The sequence below is a fragment of the Aidingimonas lacisalsi genome (genome assembly GCF_008079445.1).
Taxonomy (GTDB): Bacteria; Pseudomonadota; Gammaproteobacteria; order Pseudomonadales; family Halomonadaceae; genus Aidingimonas; species Aidingimonas lacisalsi.
In genome coordinates, this window is record NZ_VRYH01000007.1 from 86193 (window position 1) to 104956 (window position 18764).

10 protein-coding genes are annotated in these 18764 nt (G+C 58.6%); 5 read left to right on the forward strand and 5 right to left on the reverse strand.

Going from position 1 to position 18764, the window contains the following annotated elements:
* Positions 1-24 precede the first annotated feature (24 nt).
* On the forward strand, positions 25-6426 hold the full coding sequence (locus FVV99_RS15010) for a retention module-containing protein (protein ID WP_148254906.1): 6402 nt from the start codon (positions 25-27) through the stop codon (positions 6424-6426).
* Between the two features lie 102 nt (positions 6427-6528).
* Complete coding sequence (locus tag FVV99_RS15015; RefSeq protein WP_148254907.1) at positions 6529-6861, forward strand: tryptophan synthase subunit beta like protein; 333 nt, start codon at positions 6529-6531, stop codon at positions 6859-6861.
* A 52-nt stretch (positions 6862-6913) separates the two neighbouring features.
* Here FVV99_RS15015 and FVV99_RS15020 read toward each other — a convergent pair whose 3' ends face one another.
* From FVV99_RS15020 to FVV99_RS15040, 5 genes are all read right to left on the reverse strand, one after another.
* Positions 6914-8815 (reverse strand): bifunctional diguanylate cyclase/phosphodiesterase, encoded by a 1902-nt coding sequence (locus FVV99_RS15020; RefSeq protein ID WP_148254908.1) that lies wholly within the window; start codon positions 8813-8815, stop codon positions 6914-6916.
* A gap of 69 nt (positions 8816-8884) precedes the next feature.
* Positions 8885-9592: a transglutaminase-like cysteine peptidase gene (locus FVV99_RS15025; protein WP_148254909.1), complete on the reverse strand. Its 708-nt coding sequence runs from the start codon at positions 9590-9592 to the stop codon at positions 8885-8887.
* A 142-nt stretch (positions 9593-9734) separates the two neighbouring features.
* Positions 9735-10913 carry a cation diffusion facilitator family transporter gene (locus tag FVV99_RS15030; RefSeq protein ID WP_148254910.1) on the reverse strand — a complete coding sequence of 393 codons (1179 nt, stop codon included), beginning with the start codon at positions 10911-10913 and terminating at the stop codon, positions 9735-9737.
* Between the two features lie 144 nt (positions 10914-11057).
* Positions 11058-12215, reverse strand: a complete 1158-nt coding sequence (locus FVV99_RS15035) for a 1-acyl-sn-glycerol-3-phosphate acyltransferase (RefSeq protein WP_148254911.1) — start codon at positions 12213-12215, stop codon at positions 11058-11060.
* Between the two features lie 17 nt (positions 12216-12232).
* Positions 12233-13240: a recombination-associated protein RdgC gene (locus FVV99_RS15040; RefSeq protein WP_148254912.1), complete on the reverse strand. Its 1008-nt coding sequence runs from the start codon at positions 13238-13240 to the stop codon at positions 12233-12235.
* A gap of 194 nt (positions 13241-13434) precedes the next feature.
* Between FVV99_RS15040 and gyrA the strand changes: the two genes are divergently transcribed.
* From gyrA to pheA, 3 genes are all read left to right on the forward strand, one after another.
* On the forward strand, positions 13435-16128 hold the full coding sequence (gene gyrA / locus FVV99_RS15045; protein WP_148254913.1) for a DNA gyrase subunit A: 2694 nt from the start codon (positions 13435-13437) through the stop codon (positions 16126-16128).
* 343 nt (positions 16129-16471) lie between these two features.
* Complete coding sequence (gene serC, locus FVV99_RS15050) at positions 16472-17572, forward strand: 3-phosphoserine/phosphohydroxythreonine transaminase (RefSeq protein ID WP_148254914.1); 1101 nt, start codon at positions 16472-16474, stop codon at positions 17570-17572.
* 100 nt (positions 17573-17672) lie between these two features.
* Complete coding sequence (pheA, locus tag FVV99_RS15055) at positions 17673-18764, forward strand: prephenate dehydratase (protein ID WP_148254915.1); 1092 nt, start codon at positions 17673-17675, stop codon at positions 18762-18764.

Sequence of the window (18764 nt, forward strand, 5' to 3'; positions counted from 1 at the left end):
CCTCTCGATGCAGGGAGAGACCTCATGACTATCGCTACCGTTATATCCATTACCGGGCAAGCCTGGGCGCGCGATGAAGACGGCAATCTGCGTGAACTGCGTGCCGGCAGTACCCTTCAGGAAGGTGAGACGCTGATTACGTCCGATAACGGTAGCGTGCAGCTCGATTTCGATGACGGCCTAGGGCCGGTTCGCATCGGTGGGGGCGAAGAAATTGCCATCACCGAAGACCTCAGCAACGACGCAACGGCCGATGCTGAAGACTCCAGCGCCCAGGACGATGATATCGATGCATTGCTTGCCGAGCTGGAGAATGCCGAAGAGGGCGAGGGAGACCTGCTCGAAGAGCTCGAAGCGCCCGCTGCTGGTGCCGGTGGTGGCGGCGCCGATGGCGGTGGACACGACTTCGTGCGGCTCTCCCGCATCACGGAAACCGTGGACCCGGCGACATTCTCGTTCGGCAGTGTACAAGGCACCGAATTCATCGATGCCGAAGGCGGCGATGTGCCGCTGGCCGATGAGGATGCCGAGAGCATAGAAACGACGTTGACGCTGACTCCGGATGTGCCGGATGCTGAGCCCGGGACCATCATCAGCACCGATCCGTTCAGCGTGGTGGAAGGCAACGACATCACCTTGACGGTATCGACCAGCACGGCCCCTACCGGCTCGCCGTTGGAGATCACTCTCTCCAATGGTGCCGTCGTCACCATCCCCGTGGGGGAAACCAGCGGCAGCGCTATCTTCGATAGCCGTGCAGACGATTTCTATCGGCAGGGTGAAGACAGCGACACCATCACCATCGTCTCCGCAACCGGCGGCGGTTTCGATGAGATCACCCTCGGCGAGGGCGCCGAGATCAGCGTCGTCGATGACAACGACGTGACCAATATCACCCTGTCAGGGCCGATGCCAACCGAACTGCCAACCGAACTGCCACCCGAAGGGGAAGTGCCTGCGGAGTCCCAACCGGAAACGGCCATTCTCGAGGATGACTCATCCAATCCTTCGGGGCCGCCTGAAGAAATACCGGTATCGTTCACTGCGTCGGTAGACAATCCGCCACAGGGGTCGGATCTGACATTGACGTTGTCAGCCACATTCGTGGATGAGAACGGTGAACCGCGCACCGGTATCGATCAACCTCAAGACCCCATCACCGTCACGATTCCGGAAGGCGCAACCTCCACGAACTTCCAGATGACGCTGCCGAATGCCCCCGATGGTGGCGGCAATCTGCAACTCGCGGTCGTGGATGCCGAAGGAGGCAACTACGAAGCCACCGACGCGTCCGGGGCGATCAGCGAGTTCTTCGTCGAGGATTCTACGCCGGTGATACTGGGAACCGAAGACGACGGTGTCGACGAAGCCGGCCTGCCGGAAGTGGGCAGCAACGCCGGTGACGGCTCGCACATCACCACGGGCAGCTTCACCGTGGGCACCGGCAACGACGCGCTGGACACCCTGACCGTCAACGGCACCGACGTCACCGAGGGTGGCACGGTGGCAGGCGAGCACGGCACGCTCGAGATCACCCAGGGCGAGAACGGCGAATACAGCTGGACCTACACGCTGGACGGCGCCACCGAGGGCGACGACGTCCAGGACGCGTTCGATCTGCAGGCCAGCGACAGTGACGGCAGCGTTAGCGATGATGTGCTGAACATCGATATCGTTGATGATGAACCCGTTGTTGAAGCGGACGCAGCACCTTCCGAAGGTGGCACACTCCAGACTGATGATGCTGCGTTGCAAAGTGAGAGCGACGATGTTTCGGCCAGTGACTCTATCCAGTTGGGCGCTATCTTTTATACAGCGTTTAATGAAACGACTTACGGTGCAGATGGTCGGGCCGACAGTAATAGTGAAGTCTGGAACTATTCACTAAGCCTCAAAGGCGAAGCAGGGGATGTCGCCAGAACAGGTTCAGGAGATTCGACGCGTACGCTGCAAAGTGGCGGTAATGATGTACGTCTATTCCAGATTGATGGCGAGATTGTTGGTAGCACAGCAGCGACCGATGCTGATAACGATGGGATCATTGAAAGTCAGGTGTTCTCGCTGAGCATTGTTGGGAGCGAGTTGAACCTGACACAGTTCCAGGCGTTAGACCACACCTCGTCTGATAGCGAAGACTTTGCCAGTGACTTGTTAAGCCTGGCCAAGGATCTGGTCGAGGTGAGCGGCACGGTCACCGTCACCGACGGTGACGGTGACACCGCGACCGACAGCACGACGGTCGACCTGGGTGGGTTGGTGAGCTTCAGCGACGACGGCCCGAGCGTCACGGCTGACACCGACCTGGACGGCCTCGACGGTGACCTGCTCACGGCCGATAGCGAGACCCGCGATGGCACCGGCACCGCCAACGCCCACTTCGGTGCGGTGTTCAATGCGGCGGTCAGCGCCGGTGCCGACGGCGCAGGCGACGTCGACTGGAACTACGCCCTGCAGCTGGCCGACAACGTCAGCGACGGTGCCGACAGTGGCCTGACCAGCGGCGACGCGGCGGTCAAGCTGTACACGGTCGATGGCGAGATCATCGGCAGCACGGCGGACACTGCCGACGGTGTTGCCGAAGGCAACACCGTCTTCAGCCTCAGCGTGGACGGTGACGGCCAGGTCAGCCTGGAGCAGTTCGCCGCGCTGGATCACAACGCCAGCGACAGCGGCGACTATGACAGTGATGTGCTGAGCCTGGCCGAGGAACTGGTCGCGCTGAGCGGCACGGTCACCGTCACCGACGGTGACGGTGACACCGCGACCGACAGCACGACGGTCGACCTGGGTGGGTTGGTGAGCTTCAGCGACGACGGCCCCGAGATCACCACTTTCACCACGAGGGATGATGCTGAGTTGGTAGTGGATGAATCGGCGGCACCTGACACCGGCACCGACCCCAATGCCGGTGATGAGACTGCGCCAGATGCGCCAGAGGAGGCCATTGGATTCGCGACTCTGGCCGGTGACGAACTGTTCGATATCGACGTCGATGGAGGCGCCGATGGCGAGAATGACGCAGCGCGCAGCTTCGCGCTGAACCTGGCGCTGGCTGAAGAAGCCAGCAGCGTCGATTCCGGGCTGGATGCCACCGGTGGCGGCGACATCCGGCTCTCCATGGATGGCAGCGATGTGGTGGGCCGGGACAGCGAGAGCGAGTCCGAAGTGTTCCGCATCGAGATCGATGCCGAGACTGGTGCGGTCACCGTCACTCAGTACCAGGCCATCGACCACGGCGAGGACGACAACGATCACGATGCCGGCCTGACCATCGACACGGAGCTGCTGAGTGCCGAGCTGACCATTGAGGATAACGACGGCGACAGCGATAGCCAGAGTGTGGAGCTGGGCAGCCTGATCACCTTCGAGGACGACGGCCCGACGGCCGACTCCGATTCACAAGACATGACAGTCGTCGTGAATGCGTTGGAAGTGGGTGGCCTAACTGCTGGATGGGCGAATGTGTCCGGTGGCAGCGGTGTCAACATCGACAACCAGCCTGCTGGGCAGGACGATGTGGTGAGCTGGGACGGTACTGGTAGCACCAGCAACTACACGTTCGATGATAATGATGATCTGACCGGTACCCAGTCGGTCTCGGTGAATTCGATGTTCGAGCTGGGTGAGTTCACTCACAATAATTTCTCGATCTCGTCAGATTCCGGTATTCATTCGGTCGATCTGAATCTGTCATTGGACATCGTTATCAATGGCTACGAGGCAACCATCGACCATACGATCAATTTCGATCACTACGAAACGCCGAACAGTGGCTCTGATCCGCGTGATATCGTGACGATTAACAATGCGAGCGCTATCGTTCCGATCGAGATCACGACCGATAGCGGTGAAACCGAAACCTACAACTTCCAGATTGTCGGTTTTCTGGATCAGAACGGTGATGAAGTTGACCAGGTAAGGACCGAGGAAGGAGCCTCCAATAGCTTCAAGTTGATGGGGCAGCTAGTTTCTTCAGATGCACCTGATGTATCCGGCCAGGTGGATTACGGTTTTGGTGCAGACGGCCCCGCAGAAGAAGATGCGGTCGCTTGGAACGGTGGTGCCGATAATGGTAACGAGAAAACCGAGGTCCAGGGCCAGTTTGGCGTTCTGACCGTTGATGCCGACGGGAACTACACCTATCAGCTCGATCAGGCGGCCTACGATGAGTTGGCAGCGGGCGAAACGGAGGTGGACACCTTCACCTACACCGTAACCGATGCAGACGGTGACAGCGTGGAGTCCTCGCTGGACATCAACATAACCGGTGAGGCAGCCCCGCAGAAGCCGAATCTCGTGCCTAAAGGAGAGGACGAGTCGGTTGGGCTCGAGGTCGGTGACGTTGCTACCGACCTGGGGTTGACGTTGGACGTATCCGGTTCGATGGATACCAACGTAGATGGAACCGAGAAGACTCGTTTCGAGATTGCCAAGGAGTCACTGATATCGACTATCGAGTCTTACCAGCAAATGGGAGACACGAATGTCAATCTTACTCTGTTTGGCAGCAATGCTGTAAATGTCGGATGGAAGTCAGCCTCTGATGCCGTCGATTATATTGAATCGCTGGAGCTGCATGACGGCTACAATAGTGGAGTGTATGCGTCTGGCTCTGATGTCGGTGTATACATTGGGGGGACTGACTACAAAGATGCGATAGATGAGACGGAAACGATCGACTTTGCAGGTCGCGATGCCGATCAGACCATTGGCTATTTCCTCTCGGATGGCGAGCCCAATGAGAACGAGTGGGAGGTCAATAGCGATAACGATCAGACGATACAAGACTGGAAAGACTTCATCGATGCCAATGTCGATGAGCTGAACGTCATCGGTATCGGCTCCAATGTCTCCGACGAATACCTGGAGCACGTTCAGGTTCAGGAGGGTAAGGATCCGCTGATCGTCACCGACGAATCGCAGCTGGAGCAAACGCTGACCAATACGGCTCAGGTCAGCGTCAGCGGTGATGTTTCGGATAACGTCAGCGGTGGCGATGGTGCCATCAGCTTCGACAGCATCACCGCATACGGTACGACCTATACCGTCGATGGCAGCAACGGCACCACAGCCTTCCCGAGCGACGGCATCCCGCTGGATGGCCAGGGCACCCTGATGTTCGATTTCAGCACCGGTGAATACACCTATAGCGCCGGGGCCACCGAGTTCGAGGAAGGGTTGACCCAGAAGCAGTTCAGCGTGTCCGCTTCCGATGAGGATGGGGATAGCACATCGTTCGATGTCAATATCGATGTGACCGCGCCCGATATGGCGGCTTCCGAGCCTCAGTTGGAGGGAGGGCTGGTAATGCCGCCGACGATTACCACTACCTCTGAAACCGAGATGTTCAGTGATGCTGATTCCGTCACTCTTCGTGGTAACGGATCGAATTCATCTCATACCTATAATCTTAACGGTACAGCGACTGGGTTTAGCCTGGAAATCGATGATTATAGCGTTGATGGCTTTTTCGGCTTGGGTGATGATGACGGCACCATCAAACTCTACAAGGATGGAAACCGAGTCGGGAATACCATCGATCTGGATGATCATGGTGAAGGAACTCTTCATCATTCCGGATCCGTTGAGTTCGACACCGTGGTCGTGGAGCGCACCGATGGTCGCTTCGACATCTCCGACTTCAGCGCTGAGGTGACCAAGGAAGTCACCACCTATGAGTACGGCCTGAATTTGTCAGCCGCCTTGACCGACACGGATGGCTCCGAAACGCTTAGCGACATCACCATTGATGGTTTGCCAAGCGGAGCGAGCGTGACTGGCACCAATAGCAGTGTCACTGAGAACAACGATGGTACCTACTCAGTGGCTCTGGACACTAATGGCGAGCCAACGGGAGACGTGACGCTAATCTCCGGTAGCGAGCTGAGTCAGTCCCAGCAGGAGGCGATCACCCTTTCCGTGACGTCCACGGAAAGCAACGGAGGCGATACCAATACGGTGACCGACACTCTGGACAATGTCGTCGTCGGCACGTCGTCCGATGATACCCTTACGGGTACCGACGGCAACGACACCCTCTACGGTGGTGCCGGTAACGATGATCTCTATGGCGGGCTCGGCGCCGATACCTTCGCCTGGGAGCTGGGCGATGAGGGAACCGAGAATGAGCCGGCCGAGGATACCGTCAAGGACTTCAATGCTTCCGGTGAGGACGAGGGAGACAAGTTGGACTTCTCCGATCTGCTCAAGGACAGTGGTGTCGATGGGGATAGTGATAACCTGTCCGACTTCCTGCAAGCCTCATCGAATGAAGACGGCGATACCGTGCTCCATGTCAGTAGCAGTGGCAATCTGAGCCCGGATGGCGAAGGGGCCGATCAAACGGTCACACTGGATGGAGTGTCCTATAATCAGGATGTCATACAGAACATGATCGATGAGGGACAGCTGAAGATCGATCAGTAAGTTCTACCAGGCCTTTTGAGGCTCATGTGCGCCGTACCCGGTCTCGCGCTGGGTGCGGCGCTCTTGTAGGATGCGGGGAAAGACGATTTCAGGAGGCGAGGAATGTTCGTCAAGCGTGATGAACAAGGGGCGATCGTGATGGTCAGCCGCGAGGCCAGTCCCGAATGTCGGGAACATGTGGCGCCGGATTCTCCCGAATTGTCGGTATTTCTGGGGCGGCAAGCGGCGCCTGTTGAACTGCAGGAACTTCAGCAATCGGATCTCGAGTTCGTCCGGGTGCTGGAAGACGTGATCGAGATATTGATGGACAAAGGCGTGATCAGCTTCACCGACTTTCCCGATGCCGCTCGAGACAAGCTGATGGCCCGCCAATCGATGCGACGGCGAGTCAACAGCGTGGGGCTTCTGGGCGATGACGACAGTGATGTGATTTAGGTCGAGCCTGTCTTACCGCCGTCATCCGCCCAATGGTCAGCGGGGTCGCGACTTACGTGTCACCGGCTAGCCTGATGGCCGGTCCGGTCACGCCGTCGAAGCCGATATCGAGCAGGCAGGTATGCTCGGCCTCGGTGGCGACCCCTTCCGCAATGGCCTTGATCCCGATCGAATGGCACAGCGTTGCCATGCCACGCAGTATCGATTGCTGGTCGGCGCTGGTATCCGCACCATTGACCAGCGAGGCATCGATCTTGAGATAGATGAGCCCGATATCATGGAGTTGGGCGATCTTCGAGAATTCGGGCCCCACGTGTTCCAACCCCATGCGGCAGCCGAAGCGCTGCAGTTCGCGGCACAGCGTGCGGAAGTTTTCCATATGATTCACTGCCATGATCTCGGGCACTTCGAACCATAGCTGTGTGGCGGCTTCGGGGGCCGCTTGCAGTCGCGCCTTGAGAGCCGCGATGAAGGTGGCATCATTGGCGGCACGAGGGGACACATTGAGTGCGATGGGCGTGTTGTCCTTGGCAATGGTGTGCAGGGCGGCATCGACCACGGCAAGATCCATTTCACTGTTCAGCCCCAGGCGCGATACCCATGGCATGAACACGCCCGCGGGTTGCCAGCTATCGCGCAGCCGGAGGCGCGAAGGGGCCTCGAAGTGAAGCAGGTGTCCCTGATCGTCCAGAACCGGATAATGAGCCAGCGATATCCCTTCATGGATGGCGTGCACGAGAGCGTCGCGCCATGCTTCATGGGTATGGAACAGCACGTTTTCACGATCATCGCTGGCGAGGATGACGGCTCGGTCTCCTTGAGTTTCGGCGCGGGCCAGTTCGCCATCCAGGGAGCTCAGAACGGTGGCTCGGGTTTCATGGTGTCGATACCGGCGCAGAGCCATGGGGAGTGCGACGCGCACTGACTGATCGTCGAGCAAGGGATGGAGTCGCTCTGTCAGCCGTTGCGATACTGCCTCCAGGTCTTCCTCTTCGGGGATCAGTACGGCAAAGTCACTGCCATTCAGGCGACCCACATGGCCATTCTGGGCCACGGATCGGAGCGCGGCGGCAATCTGGGCCAGCAATTGATCCGTGGCAGGGCGGCCGAGTTGTTCGTTGAGCTCGTTGAGTCGGGATACCCTGACCATGGCGATGATGCCGGCCGTTTGATCGTCTTCCCGTTTCAGTGCGGTCTCGAGCAAACGCATGAAATGCTCGCGGTTGGTGGCGCCGGTCGTACTGTCATGTTGCAGGCGCCGACGCAACTGATCGAGTTTTTCGCTTTCCTGGCTGAGCATTCCGCTGACACTGGACGACAACTGGTTCATGGCCATGACGACATCGCGAAGCTCACGCGTGGCAGGCGCCTTGGAGGTGGTGAAGCGCCGCCGGCCGATTTCGCGTGCCTGATCGATGACCGCCTGCAAGGGCCGGCGAATGGTGTGCACGATCCACCATGCCAACAGCGCACTGATGATGGCGGCGATGCCAAACCAGCCGATCAGTTGCAAGGTGCTGCGCCACAGCGATCGATAGGCATAGCTGTGCTGGGTTTCGATTTCGATGGTGGCGTACTGCTGCCAGCCGTCCTGGATGACGGCTTCACCCGCGGGAATCGAAAAACGCGTCAGATCGACGAACCAGCCCGGTACCCCCTCGATGGATTCCTCGGCTTCACGGCTCTCCATGATATTGCCTTCGGGGTCACGCAACTCGATACGCCGATAATGGCCGGTATCGAATTGCGCCGCGATGAGCAGCTCCATTTCCGTTGGATCCTTGCTGAGTTGGCTCATCGAGAGGGCCAGGGCATTGGCGTTGTCGGCATTCTTGATGCGAACTTCCTGCTCGAGTGCCTGTTTCGTGGTGGTAATGCCGATGAACAGGCTACCTCCGAAGGCAATCAAGAGAATCGCCAGAATGGTTAGCCATAACTGTTTGATGAGCGACATGTCAGCAATCTCCCTGCAGACCGGCAAACGGCCGTCGACGAAGTCGGTTGTTATGCGTGGCGGTGAGGGTCATAGAAATCCTTGTTCGGTCATGCGAGCCAACACTCGCCGCCAGCGTGAAAGCCGCGCCACGGGGTCGGCTTTCGATGACGTGGAGCTGCCGGTCCACAGGCCTTCGCTATTGAAGCTGAACACCGGCTCGAGATCGGTGCGTTGGCGGGCCGGCACGATCGAGGGCTGAAGGTTATCGAGGATGCGTGGCTCGGCACTGGGAGTTTCATAGTAGCCCAGCACCATGTGTGCGATGGTGGTGTCGCTACGACCGAGCCGCGCCTTGACATAGATCATGCGTAACGTGGCGACCGGTACCCCCAGTTGCGTCAGTGTGATGTACTTGGCAATGGAGTAATCTTCGCAATCGCCGCGGCCTTTACCCAAGGCTTCCAATGGTGTGGCCCAGTAGTCTTTTTGGCCCCAGACATCGATATCGTCGACCCACTCGATGCGACGATTGAAGAAATCGTTGACTTCGCGAAGTTGGGTATCCAGGTTGCGATCGGCGAGGCGGTCCAGCAGGCTGAGCCACTCATCGATAACCTCGACGCCCGAGGCCCCATACTGGTCCCGCATGGACCGTCGCAGCTGCGCAGGATCCATGTTGCCCGCCACCGGTCCGGCGTTGATGCCGAAGGCGCCAGCAACGATCGTGCTCCCCAGCGCGGCGAGGAAGCGCCGTCGGCCGAGTCGACGGTCCTGAACGGAGTGGGAGTTGGTCATGAACGGTCTGCGCCAGAAGCGCCTGGGTACCCTGGTACGAAGTTATTTATCGTTTTCTGAGCGTTGTCTGAAACGGTCTGTGCGTCCTTGTCTACCTTGCCGATGCCCGTCGACATTTCAGACAGTGCGTCAACGTAATTTATCAGCTACTACTGTTGCCTTGCCACAGCCGTAGTTGGCCGAGCCAACCTAAATCCCTGGCAGCTTCACGCAGTTCGTCTGCCATGTGCTGTAATGAATGGCCATTGACGACGAGGGTATCGGGGATATACAGGGAGAGTTCGATCTTGTCGTCGAGATAGTGCAGGCCCAGGTCGATGCGTTGCTGCCAGGCGGGTAGGTGGCCCCAACGTGCTTCCAGGGCCACCTCGACGTCATCACGAAGAGGCAGGCCGGGGCGCTGCTCGATATCCGGCACGTCGGAATCGTCTTCGGGATCGATATGAAACGTCACGTCGGTCAGGCGCGGGAAGGCGTCATGCAGATCCCTGTGTGCCTGGTTGCCTACCTCATGCGCCTCGGAGACGGAAATGCGCGGGGACACCACGAGGTGCATGTCGAGCAGGACGCGACCACCGATCGTGCGTGTGCGCATTTCATGAACGCTATCGACGCCCGGGACGCTGGTGACGGTGTCCTGCATGCGGCGTTGCTGCTCGATGGGCAAGGCGGTATCGACCAGCTCGTGTCCCGCATCCCAGAGCAGGTCCCAGCCGATCTTACCGACCAGCAGGCCGACGATGATGGCGGCGACGCCATCCAGCCATCCGACACCGAACTGGGCGCCCACCAGGCCGATCAGCACCACGATGCTGGAGAGGGCATCGGAGCGGGAGTGCCAGGCATTGGCTTCCAGTAGCCGAGAGCGAACACGCTTGGCGACTCGCAAGGTATAGTGAAAGATCCACTCCTTGGCGATCAAGGCGATGGCAGCGAGGATGATGGCCCACTGGCCGGGGGCGGGAATCGGTGTGCCGGCGAACAGGCGCGACAGGCTGGCCCAGGCGATACCGCCTGCCACGAAGATCAGTACGCTGCCGAGCCACAGAGTGGCCAGCGTTTCGATGCGGCCGTGTCCATAAGGATGATTGCGATCGGGTTCCTGACGGCCGAAATGGGTGGCGATCAGCACCATGGCATCGGTGACGAGATCGGAAAACGAGTGAATGCCGTCGGCGATCAAGGCAGCCGAGCCGACCATGATGCCAGTGATGACCTTGGCGACACCCAGTGCGGCATCGATGACTGCCCCTATCAGCGTGACCCGATGGGCTTGACGCGTGTGGGCGGGGCTGAGGTTGTGTGCACTGAGACTTCCCATCAGAGGGGGTCCTCGATCTCGAGCTGACTGTCAGGAAGGGAGTATTCTATCCATGAAATACGGCCCTCGAAATACTTGAGTGTATTGTAAAGGTTTTCATCGTCTTCGCGAAGGCGTGCGTCATGCTGGTTGCCTGCCACGGTGTCACTCTCGGGGAGTCAGGCGCCCGGCGCGATTGAGTGCCGGATTCGCGTATTGAGCCAGCCACCATTCCCGCAGATGCGTGGGCACCTCGGCCAGGCGTTCGGAAAAATGCAATCGGTCGGCTTCGGTGACTTCGCTGAGATCGACCAGGTCCGGAGCCAGGCCACTGGCTTCCAGCGCCAGTTGGTGGCTCGGGAACAACCGGTATCCGCGTAACACTTGGCGGTCGATAGCGGCTGCCGCGTCTTCGGGAGACTCGGCATTGCCATCCAGTGGGGTGCCAAAGGTCAACTGGATTCGTCCTTTGTCACCCGTGATTCCGGCAACGATGGAAAGGATGTCTTCGAATTCGACTTTCTGGTAGCGGCCTTCGGAATGCATGGCGTATAGCTCGCGCGCTTTCTGTAGTGCGCAGGGGTCGTACTCGTAACTGATCGACACCGGCACGATGCGCAGTTCTGCGATAGCCTCTCCCAGACTGGCTTGTCGGTCTGCTTGACGCCGCGCCATGGTCAGCATCTTGACGATGGCCGGATCGGTCTGGTCGATGCCGCTTTTAGCGCGTCCTTCGCGTTGAGCCAACCACACTGAGTGGTTGTCCTCGAGGACCGAGTGGCGAATGTAGCGCGATAGCGTCTGGTAGGCGGCCAGCATTTCGCGTTTGCCCTTGGCCGAACGCGGGACGATGAAGCTCTTGTTCAGGCGCATCAGATCCGTGACATAGGGCTTCTGCAATAGGTTGTCACCGATGGCGATGCGCACGGTATTGCGGCCCGATTGATATAGGGCGTAGTTGACGAAGGCCGGATCGAGGGCGATATCGCGATGGTTGCTGATGAAGAGGTAGGCGCTATCGGGAGATAACTGCTCGACACCTGCGACATCGAACGCCGTCGTGCTTGTGCGAATCATGCGCTGCATGTATCCCGCAATCCGCAACTGAAAATCGCGGATGCTCTCGACGCCACGCATCTCGCGTCGTACCGCCATACTGGCGATGGCTCTTGCCAGTCTGGGCGCGAATCGCGCCAATCTGGGCAACTTGTACTGCGTCAAGGCATCGAGTAACTCGGCATCATGGGCTAGGCGCGACAGGACGTCGGCCACTTCGTCGTCGCGGTAGGGACGAATGTCGTCGAAACTGTTTGCTGGCGTCATGGATGGCGATGATGAAGTCACGTTAAAGGCGTTACGCTGGTGTTGTCATGGTGGGTATGCGGCATGGCGCTGTCGTTACGTTCCGTAATGGCAGCGTTGCCGCCTGAGGTGCCATCGGTACTGGCTTCTCCACCCAGCCAGGCGATCAGTTGGTCTGTGGCTTCCGCCAGGGTCTGCGCCATCAGGATGAAGTCGGTTTCCAGACGTTGAATGGCATCGTCCCCATCATCGGCTTGTGAGGCTTCATCGATCAAGGCATCGGCAAAGCGCAGCGACTTGAGTGCCAGATCATCATGAAGCATCAGCGATACTCGGTCTTCGATGTCGATTGCCAGTCGCGTTGCCTGGCGGCCTCCCGAGAGCAGAGATAATATCTCTTCACTGTCGAGATCGACACGCCGTGCGCGTAGAACGCCCTCATCGTCGGATGATTGGAGTTCGAGCTGGTCTCCCAGACGTAGATCGGCAGGGCGACTGGCGGGGTCGTGCAGCCATTCGGTCATGGCACGGATCGGCAGTGTCTGCGTCGCAAGGGGCGTGACCTTGAGGCTACCCAGTGTCTGGCGCAGCAAGTCAAGGACTTCTTCGGCGCGCTTGGCACTACTGGCGTTGACACCGATCAGGGAGCGTTGCGTATCCCACCATAGATCCACGCGTTGCCGGCGTACGAAGGCTTGCGGCAATAACTCCTCGTAGACCTGTTCCTTGATGGCCTGTTTCTCCTTGCGCGGTAGTGGGGCGCCCTCCGCACGCTCGCGGTCGGCGGTACGCTCTTCGACTTCTTCGCGCACGATGCTGGCGGGCAGTAGCCGTTCCTGGCGTTGGGCCGAGAGTAGCCGATGTCCCTGCAGTTCATGCGCATAACGTGTGTCGGTACGCCCGCCTGGCGAGCACCAACCGATGCGGCGTGCATCATGGTTGCCCAGTGGCCGCGAAGCATGCTCGGCAAGGACGTCTTCGAGCGTTGCCAGCGGTATCACCGGAGCGTCATGCAGGCGATAAAGGTGCAAGTGCTTGAACCACATGGGCTGTCTCGATTGAAAAAGGAACGCATATTATGGCGAAAGCCACCGCTGGGTGCTAGGGCCGGTTGTTTTCGACGGTGGTAGCGGCTGCCTTTGCGGTTCAGTGAATGATATAATCCTGGTTTGCCGTTACGAGATGAGTGAACGCATCCTTGTAGCGCCGACCTGTCGCAGTGCAAAGGATTTGACGACCCATGGGTGACATCGCCAGAGAGATTCTGCCAGTCAATATCGAGGACGAGCTCAAGCAGTCGTATCTCGATTACGCCATGAGCGTGATTATCGGTCGGGCACTGCCCGATGTCCGTGACGGCTTGAAACCGGTGCATCGGCGAGTGCTTTTCGCCATGCATGAGCTCGGTAATGATTGGAATAAACCTTACAAGAAGTCCGCACGTGTCGTGGGTGATGTCATCGGTAAGTATCACCCGCATGGAGACAGCGCGGTCTATGACACCATCGTGCGCATGGCGCAGGACTTCTCGATGCGCCATGTGCTGGTCGATGGTCAAGGCAATTTCGGTTCCATCGATGGCGACAATGCGGCAGCGATGCGTTACACCGAGGTTCGCATGGCCAAGCTCTCGCATGAGCTGCTGGCCGATCTCGAGAAAGATACCGTCGACTGGGTCGACAACTATGATGGCACCGAGCGCATCCCCGAGGTGCTGCCGACCCGGATTCCCAATCTGCTGATCAATGGGTCGTCCGGCATTGCGGTCGGTATGGCGACGAATATCCCGCCGCACAACATGAGAGAGATCATCGAGGCCTGTCTTGCGTTGATCGACGATCATACGCTATCGGTCGATGATCTGATGGAGTACGTGCCGGGGCCGGATTTCCCCACCGGAGGCATCATCAATGGCCGGGCCGGTATCCTGGATGCCTACCGCACCGGTCGCGGGCGGATTTACGTCCGAGCGCGTCATACCATCGAGCATGACGAAAAGACCGGGCGCGACCATATCATCGTCGATGAGCTGCCATACCAGGTGAACAAGGCGCGGCTGATCGAGAAGATCGCCGAGCTCGTCAAGGACAAGCGCATCGATGGTATCGCGGAACTGCGTGACGAGTCGGACAAGGATGGCCTGCGCGTCGTGATCGAGGTCAAGCGCGGCGAATCGGGTGAAGTCGTGGTCAATAACCTGTTCGCCCAGACCCAGCTCCAGAACGTCTTCGGGATCAATATGGTTGCGCTCGACGAAGGGCAGCCGAAGACGCTCAATCTCAAGGACATGCTCGAGGCTTTCATCCGCCATCGGCGTGAAGTGGTCACTCGTCGTACCCTGTATGAATTGCGCAAGGCGCGGGAGCGAGGGCATATCCTCGAAGGTCTGGCCGTCGCGATTTCCAACATCGATGAAGTAATCGAGTTGATCAAGGCCTCGCCGTCGGCTGCCGAGGCCAAGGAGAAGCTGCTCGCCCGGAATTGGCAGCCAGGACAAGTGACCGACATGCTCGAGCGGGCCGGTGCCTATTCGTGCAAGCCAGAGGATCTGGACGTCGGTTACGGCCTCGACGAAGCTGGGAAGGAGTACCGACTGTCACCTGCCCAGGCGCAAGCCATTCTCGAACTCCGTCTGCATCGTTTGACCGGCCTGGAAACCGAAAAGCTGCTCAACGAATATCTCGGTATTCTCGAGAAGATCGCCGAACTCACGGACATCCTGGCATCCGCCGATCGTCTTCTCCAGGTCATCCGCGAAGAATTGGCAGCCGTTCGAGAGCAGTTCGGGGACCAGCGGCGCACCGTCATTCAGGCCAGTCACCTAGATCTGAGTATCGCAGATTTGATCGCTGAAGAGGATATGGTCGTCACCATCTCGCGCAGCGGTTATGCCAAGACACAGCCCTTGTCCGACTATCAGGCCCAGCGTCGCGGCGGTCGCGGCAAGTCGGCGACCAGCATGAAGGATGAAGACGTCATCGAGCATCTGCTGGTGGCATCGACACACGATACCGTGCTGCTGTTCTCCAATCGCGGCAAGGTCTACTGGCTCAAGGTCTATGAAATGCCCGCTGCCAGCCGTGGTTCGCGTGGCAAGCCGATGGTCAACTTGTTGCCGCTGGATGAGGACGAATCGATCTCGGCGATGCTACCGGTGCGCGAGTACCGTCAGGATAGCTACATCCTCTTTGCGACGGCGCGGGGTACCGTCAAACGTACCTCGCTCAATCAGTTCTCGCGTCCCCGTAGCGTCGGGTTGATTGCGATCGACCTGGAAGACGATGATCGTCTGGTGGGTGCCGCGATTACCTCCGGCACCGACCATGCCATGCTGCTCTCATCCAATGGCAAGGCAATCCGTTTCGATGAATCGCAGGTTCGAGCGATGGGCAGGACGGCGCGTGGCGTGCGGGGTATGCGCCTGCAGGGCGATGCCGAAGTCATCAGTCTGATCATCCCTAAATCGCGCAATATCGATGCCGAGGCGGACGCCGACGATGACATGAATGGCAATGCGGTCTCCGAGGCTGGGAATGGCGAGCAGGTCTATATCCTCACTGCCTCAGAAAATGGCTATGGCAAACGCACGCGGCTGGAAGAGTTTCCGCTCCGGGGCCGCGGTGGTCAGGGCGTGATCGCGATGCAGACCAGTGAACGCAATGGGGCTCTGGTAGCCGCCATGCAGGTGTATGCAAGTGATGAAATGATGCTCATCACCGATAGAGGAACCCTGGTCCGTACTCGGGTCGATGAAGTCTCGGTCACGTCACGTAATACCCAGGGCGTCATGTTGATCCGCCTTGGCAATGAAGAACGGTTGGTCAAGACCGTACGCATCGACGAACCCGAAGAGAGTGACGAAGACGCGGTGACAGTGGACGCGGATATCATCGAGAGTCGCGATGACGAAAGCGACGACGCATCGAAGGTGTAGGAGCGACTTCAGTCGAGATGGCGTCGTCAGGCGCCCGGTGGAGGTGACCAGAGCAGGGCTTGTCGCCCTGCATCGCGGTTGAAACCGCTTCCACCACACCGGTACTGGTTGTTGGTAGGAGCGACTTCAGTCGCGATGGCGTCGTCAGGCGCCCGGTGGAGGTGACCAGAGCAGGGCTTGTCGCCCTGCATCGCGGTTGAAACCGCTCCCACCACACCGGTATTGGTTGTTGGTAGGAGCGACTTCAGTCGCGATTGGCGCCATCAGGCGCCCGGTGGAGACCGCCAGGGCAGGATCAGGGGCGGATCATAACGCAACGACAAGAGGATCGGGATTCACACACATGACACGTCACTATAATTTCTGTGCCGGGCCGGCGGCATTACCGGAAGCCGTGCTCGAACGTGCTAAAGACGAGTTGCTTGACTACCAGGGACGCGGCCTGTCGGTCATGGAGATGAGCCACCGTAGTCCCGAGTTCGTGGCCATTGCCGAGCGTGCCGAGCAGGATCTTCGCGACCTGCTGGAAATACCGGCCAATTATCGTGTGCTGTTTCTGCAAGGTGGGGCGACGATGCAGTTCGCAATGGTGCCCTACAACCTGCTTGGCCTGGGGGGAACGCCCAACTATCTCTATACCGGCATCTGGGCCAAAAAAGCGATTGCCGAAGCGCAACACTTGGGAGGAGCCCATGTTGCCGCCTCCAGTGAATCGAACCGTTTGACCGCCGTTCCTCGGCCCGAGGATATCGAGCTCTCCAGCGATGCTGCCTACTTGCACTATACGGCTAACGAAACGATCGGTGGCCTGGCATTCGATTATGTGCCGGAACCGCGTTCTCTCGGTGACAGCAGTGTGCCGGTGGTCTGTGACATGTCATCGTCGATCCTCTCCGCGCCCATTGATGTTGCCGACTATGGCGTGATTTATGCGGGTGCACAGAAGAACATTGGACCGGCCGGATTGACAGTCGTCATCGTGCGGGATGATCTGCTCGATCGAGGCCGGGCGGACATGCCAAGCTTGTTCAATTACAAGACGCTGGCTGAAGCGGGTTCAATGGTGAATACGCCACCGACGTATGCGTGGTACCTGGCGGGTCTGGTCTTTCAATGGCTGAAGCATGATGTCGGTGGTCTCGCCAACATGGGGGCCATCAATCAGCGCAAGGCCAGCAAGCTATATTCAGCGATCGACAATAGCGGTCTTTATTCTAACCCGATCGTGCCTGGCAACCGTTCACGCATGAACGTTCCCTTCGTGCTTGCCGACGATCGCCTGAATCAGCCATTCCTTGATGAGGCGGAAGCAGCGGGATTATTGAATCTCAACGGCCATCGCAGCGTCGGCGGCATGCGTGCCAGCCTCTATAATGCCGTCCCCGAGGCGGCGGTCGATACGCTGATCGCATTCATGACGGACTTCGAGAAACGAAGGGGGTAATCCCTACGCGGAGTTAGATGCTATAAGCTGTGAGAAAGCCTTGTATTGGCAGTATCCCGGCTTACGGCTTTCAAGCATATTCAAAGCAGGGGAATAACGAATGACTGACACCCCCACCAAACTCGACGAACTTCGTCAGCGTATCGATCAACTGGATGACGATATTCTCGGTCTGATCAGCGAGCGCGCTAGTTGCGCCAAGCAGGTGGCCGATATCAAGACCCAGGACGATCCGGGAACCGTCTTTTATCGTCCCGAGCGTGAAGCCCAGGTATTGCGCCGTATCATGGCGCTCAACCAGGGGCCGCTGGACTCCGAGGAAATGGCTCGGTTGTTTCGGGAAATCATGTCCGCATGTCTGGCCTTGGAGCAACCGGTCAAGGTGGCGTACCTGGGGCCTGAAGGAACCTTTACGCAGCAAGCGGCACTCAAGCACTTCGGGCATAGTGCGGTCAGTATGCCGATGGCCGCAATCGATGACGTTTTCCGTGAAGTGGAGGCGGGGGCGGCGAACTATGGTGTCGTACCGGTCGAAAACTCTACGGAGGGAGTCGTCAACCATACGCTGGATTCCTTCATGGACTCCGCCATGCAGATCGGTGGTGAAGTCGTGCTGCGAATTCATCACCACTTGCTGGTCTCCGGCAATACGCTCAAGGACAAGGTGTCACGCATATACTCTCACCCTCAGTCCTTTGCACAATGCCGAAAATGGCTGGATGCGCATTACCCTCATGCCGAACGTGTGGCTGTCGCGTCCAATGCCGAGGCTGCCAAGTTGGTCAAGACCGAGTGGCATAGTGCCGCAATAGCCGGTGATATGGCTGCCAGGCTGTATGAACTGGAGAAGATTGCCGAGAAGATAGAGGATAGCCCGGATAACTCGACACGTTTCTTGATCATCGGCAATCACAGTGTCCCGGTTTCCGGCGAAGACAAGACCTCGATCGTGGTGGCAATGCGTAACCAGCCTGGCGCACTGCATGAGTTATTGGAGCCGTTTCATCGCCATCACATCGACCTGACACGTTTGGAAACGCGTCCGTCACGCACCGGTGTCTGGAATTATGTCTTCTTCATCGATTTCAAGGGGCATCGCGACGAACCGGAAGTCGCTGCCGTTCTGGAAGAAGTCAGGTTACGTGCGGCTGAACTCAAGGTGTTGGGTTCCTACCCGATGGGCGTACTGTGA

Excerpts from the sequence above, each read along its gene's own strand:
- FVV99_RS15020 (WP_148254908.1), bottom strand. The coding sequence starts at position 8,815 with ATGTCGCTCATCAAACAGTTATGGCTAACCATTCTGGCGATTCTCTTG.
- FVV99_RS15030 (WP_148254910.1), bottom strand. The coding sequence starts at position 10,913 with ATGGGAAGTCTCAGTGCACACAACCTCAGCCCCGCCCACACGCGTCAA.
- pheA (WP_148254915.1), top strand. The coding sequence starts at position 17,673 with ATGACTGACACCCCCACCAAACTCGACGAACTTCGTCAGCGTATCGAT.
- FVV99_RS15010 (WP_148254906.1), top strand. The coding sequence starts at position 25 with ATGACTATCGCTACCGTTATATCCATTACCGGGCAAGCCTGGGCGCGC.
- FVV99_RS15015 (WP_148254907.1), top strand. The coding sequence starts at position 6,529 with ATGTTCGTCAAGCGTGATGAACAAGGGGCGATCGTGATGGTCAGCCGC.
- gyrA (WP_148254913.1), top strand. The coding sequence starts at position 13,435 with ATGGGTGACATCGCCAGAGAGATTCTGCCAGTCAATATCGAGGACGAG.
- FVV99_RS15040 (WP_148254912.1), bottom strand. The coding sequence starts at position 13,240 with ATGTGGTTCAAGCACTTGCACCTTTATCGCCTGCATGACGCTCCGGTG.
- FVV99_RS15025 (WP_148254909.1), bottom strand. The coding sequence starts at position 9,592 with ATGACCAACTCCCACTCCGTTCAGGACCGTCGACTCGGCCGACGGCGC.
- serC (WP_148254914.1), top strand. The coding sequence starts at position 16,472 with ATGACACGTCACTATAATTTCTGTGCCGGGCCGGCGGCATTACCGGAA.
- FVV99_RS15035 (WP_148254911.1), bottom strand. The coding sequence starts at position 12,215 with ATGACGCCAGCAAACAGTTTCGACGACATTCGTCCCTACCGCGACGAC.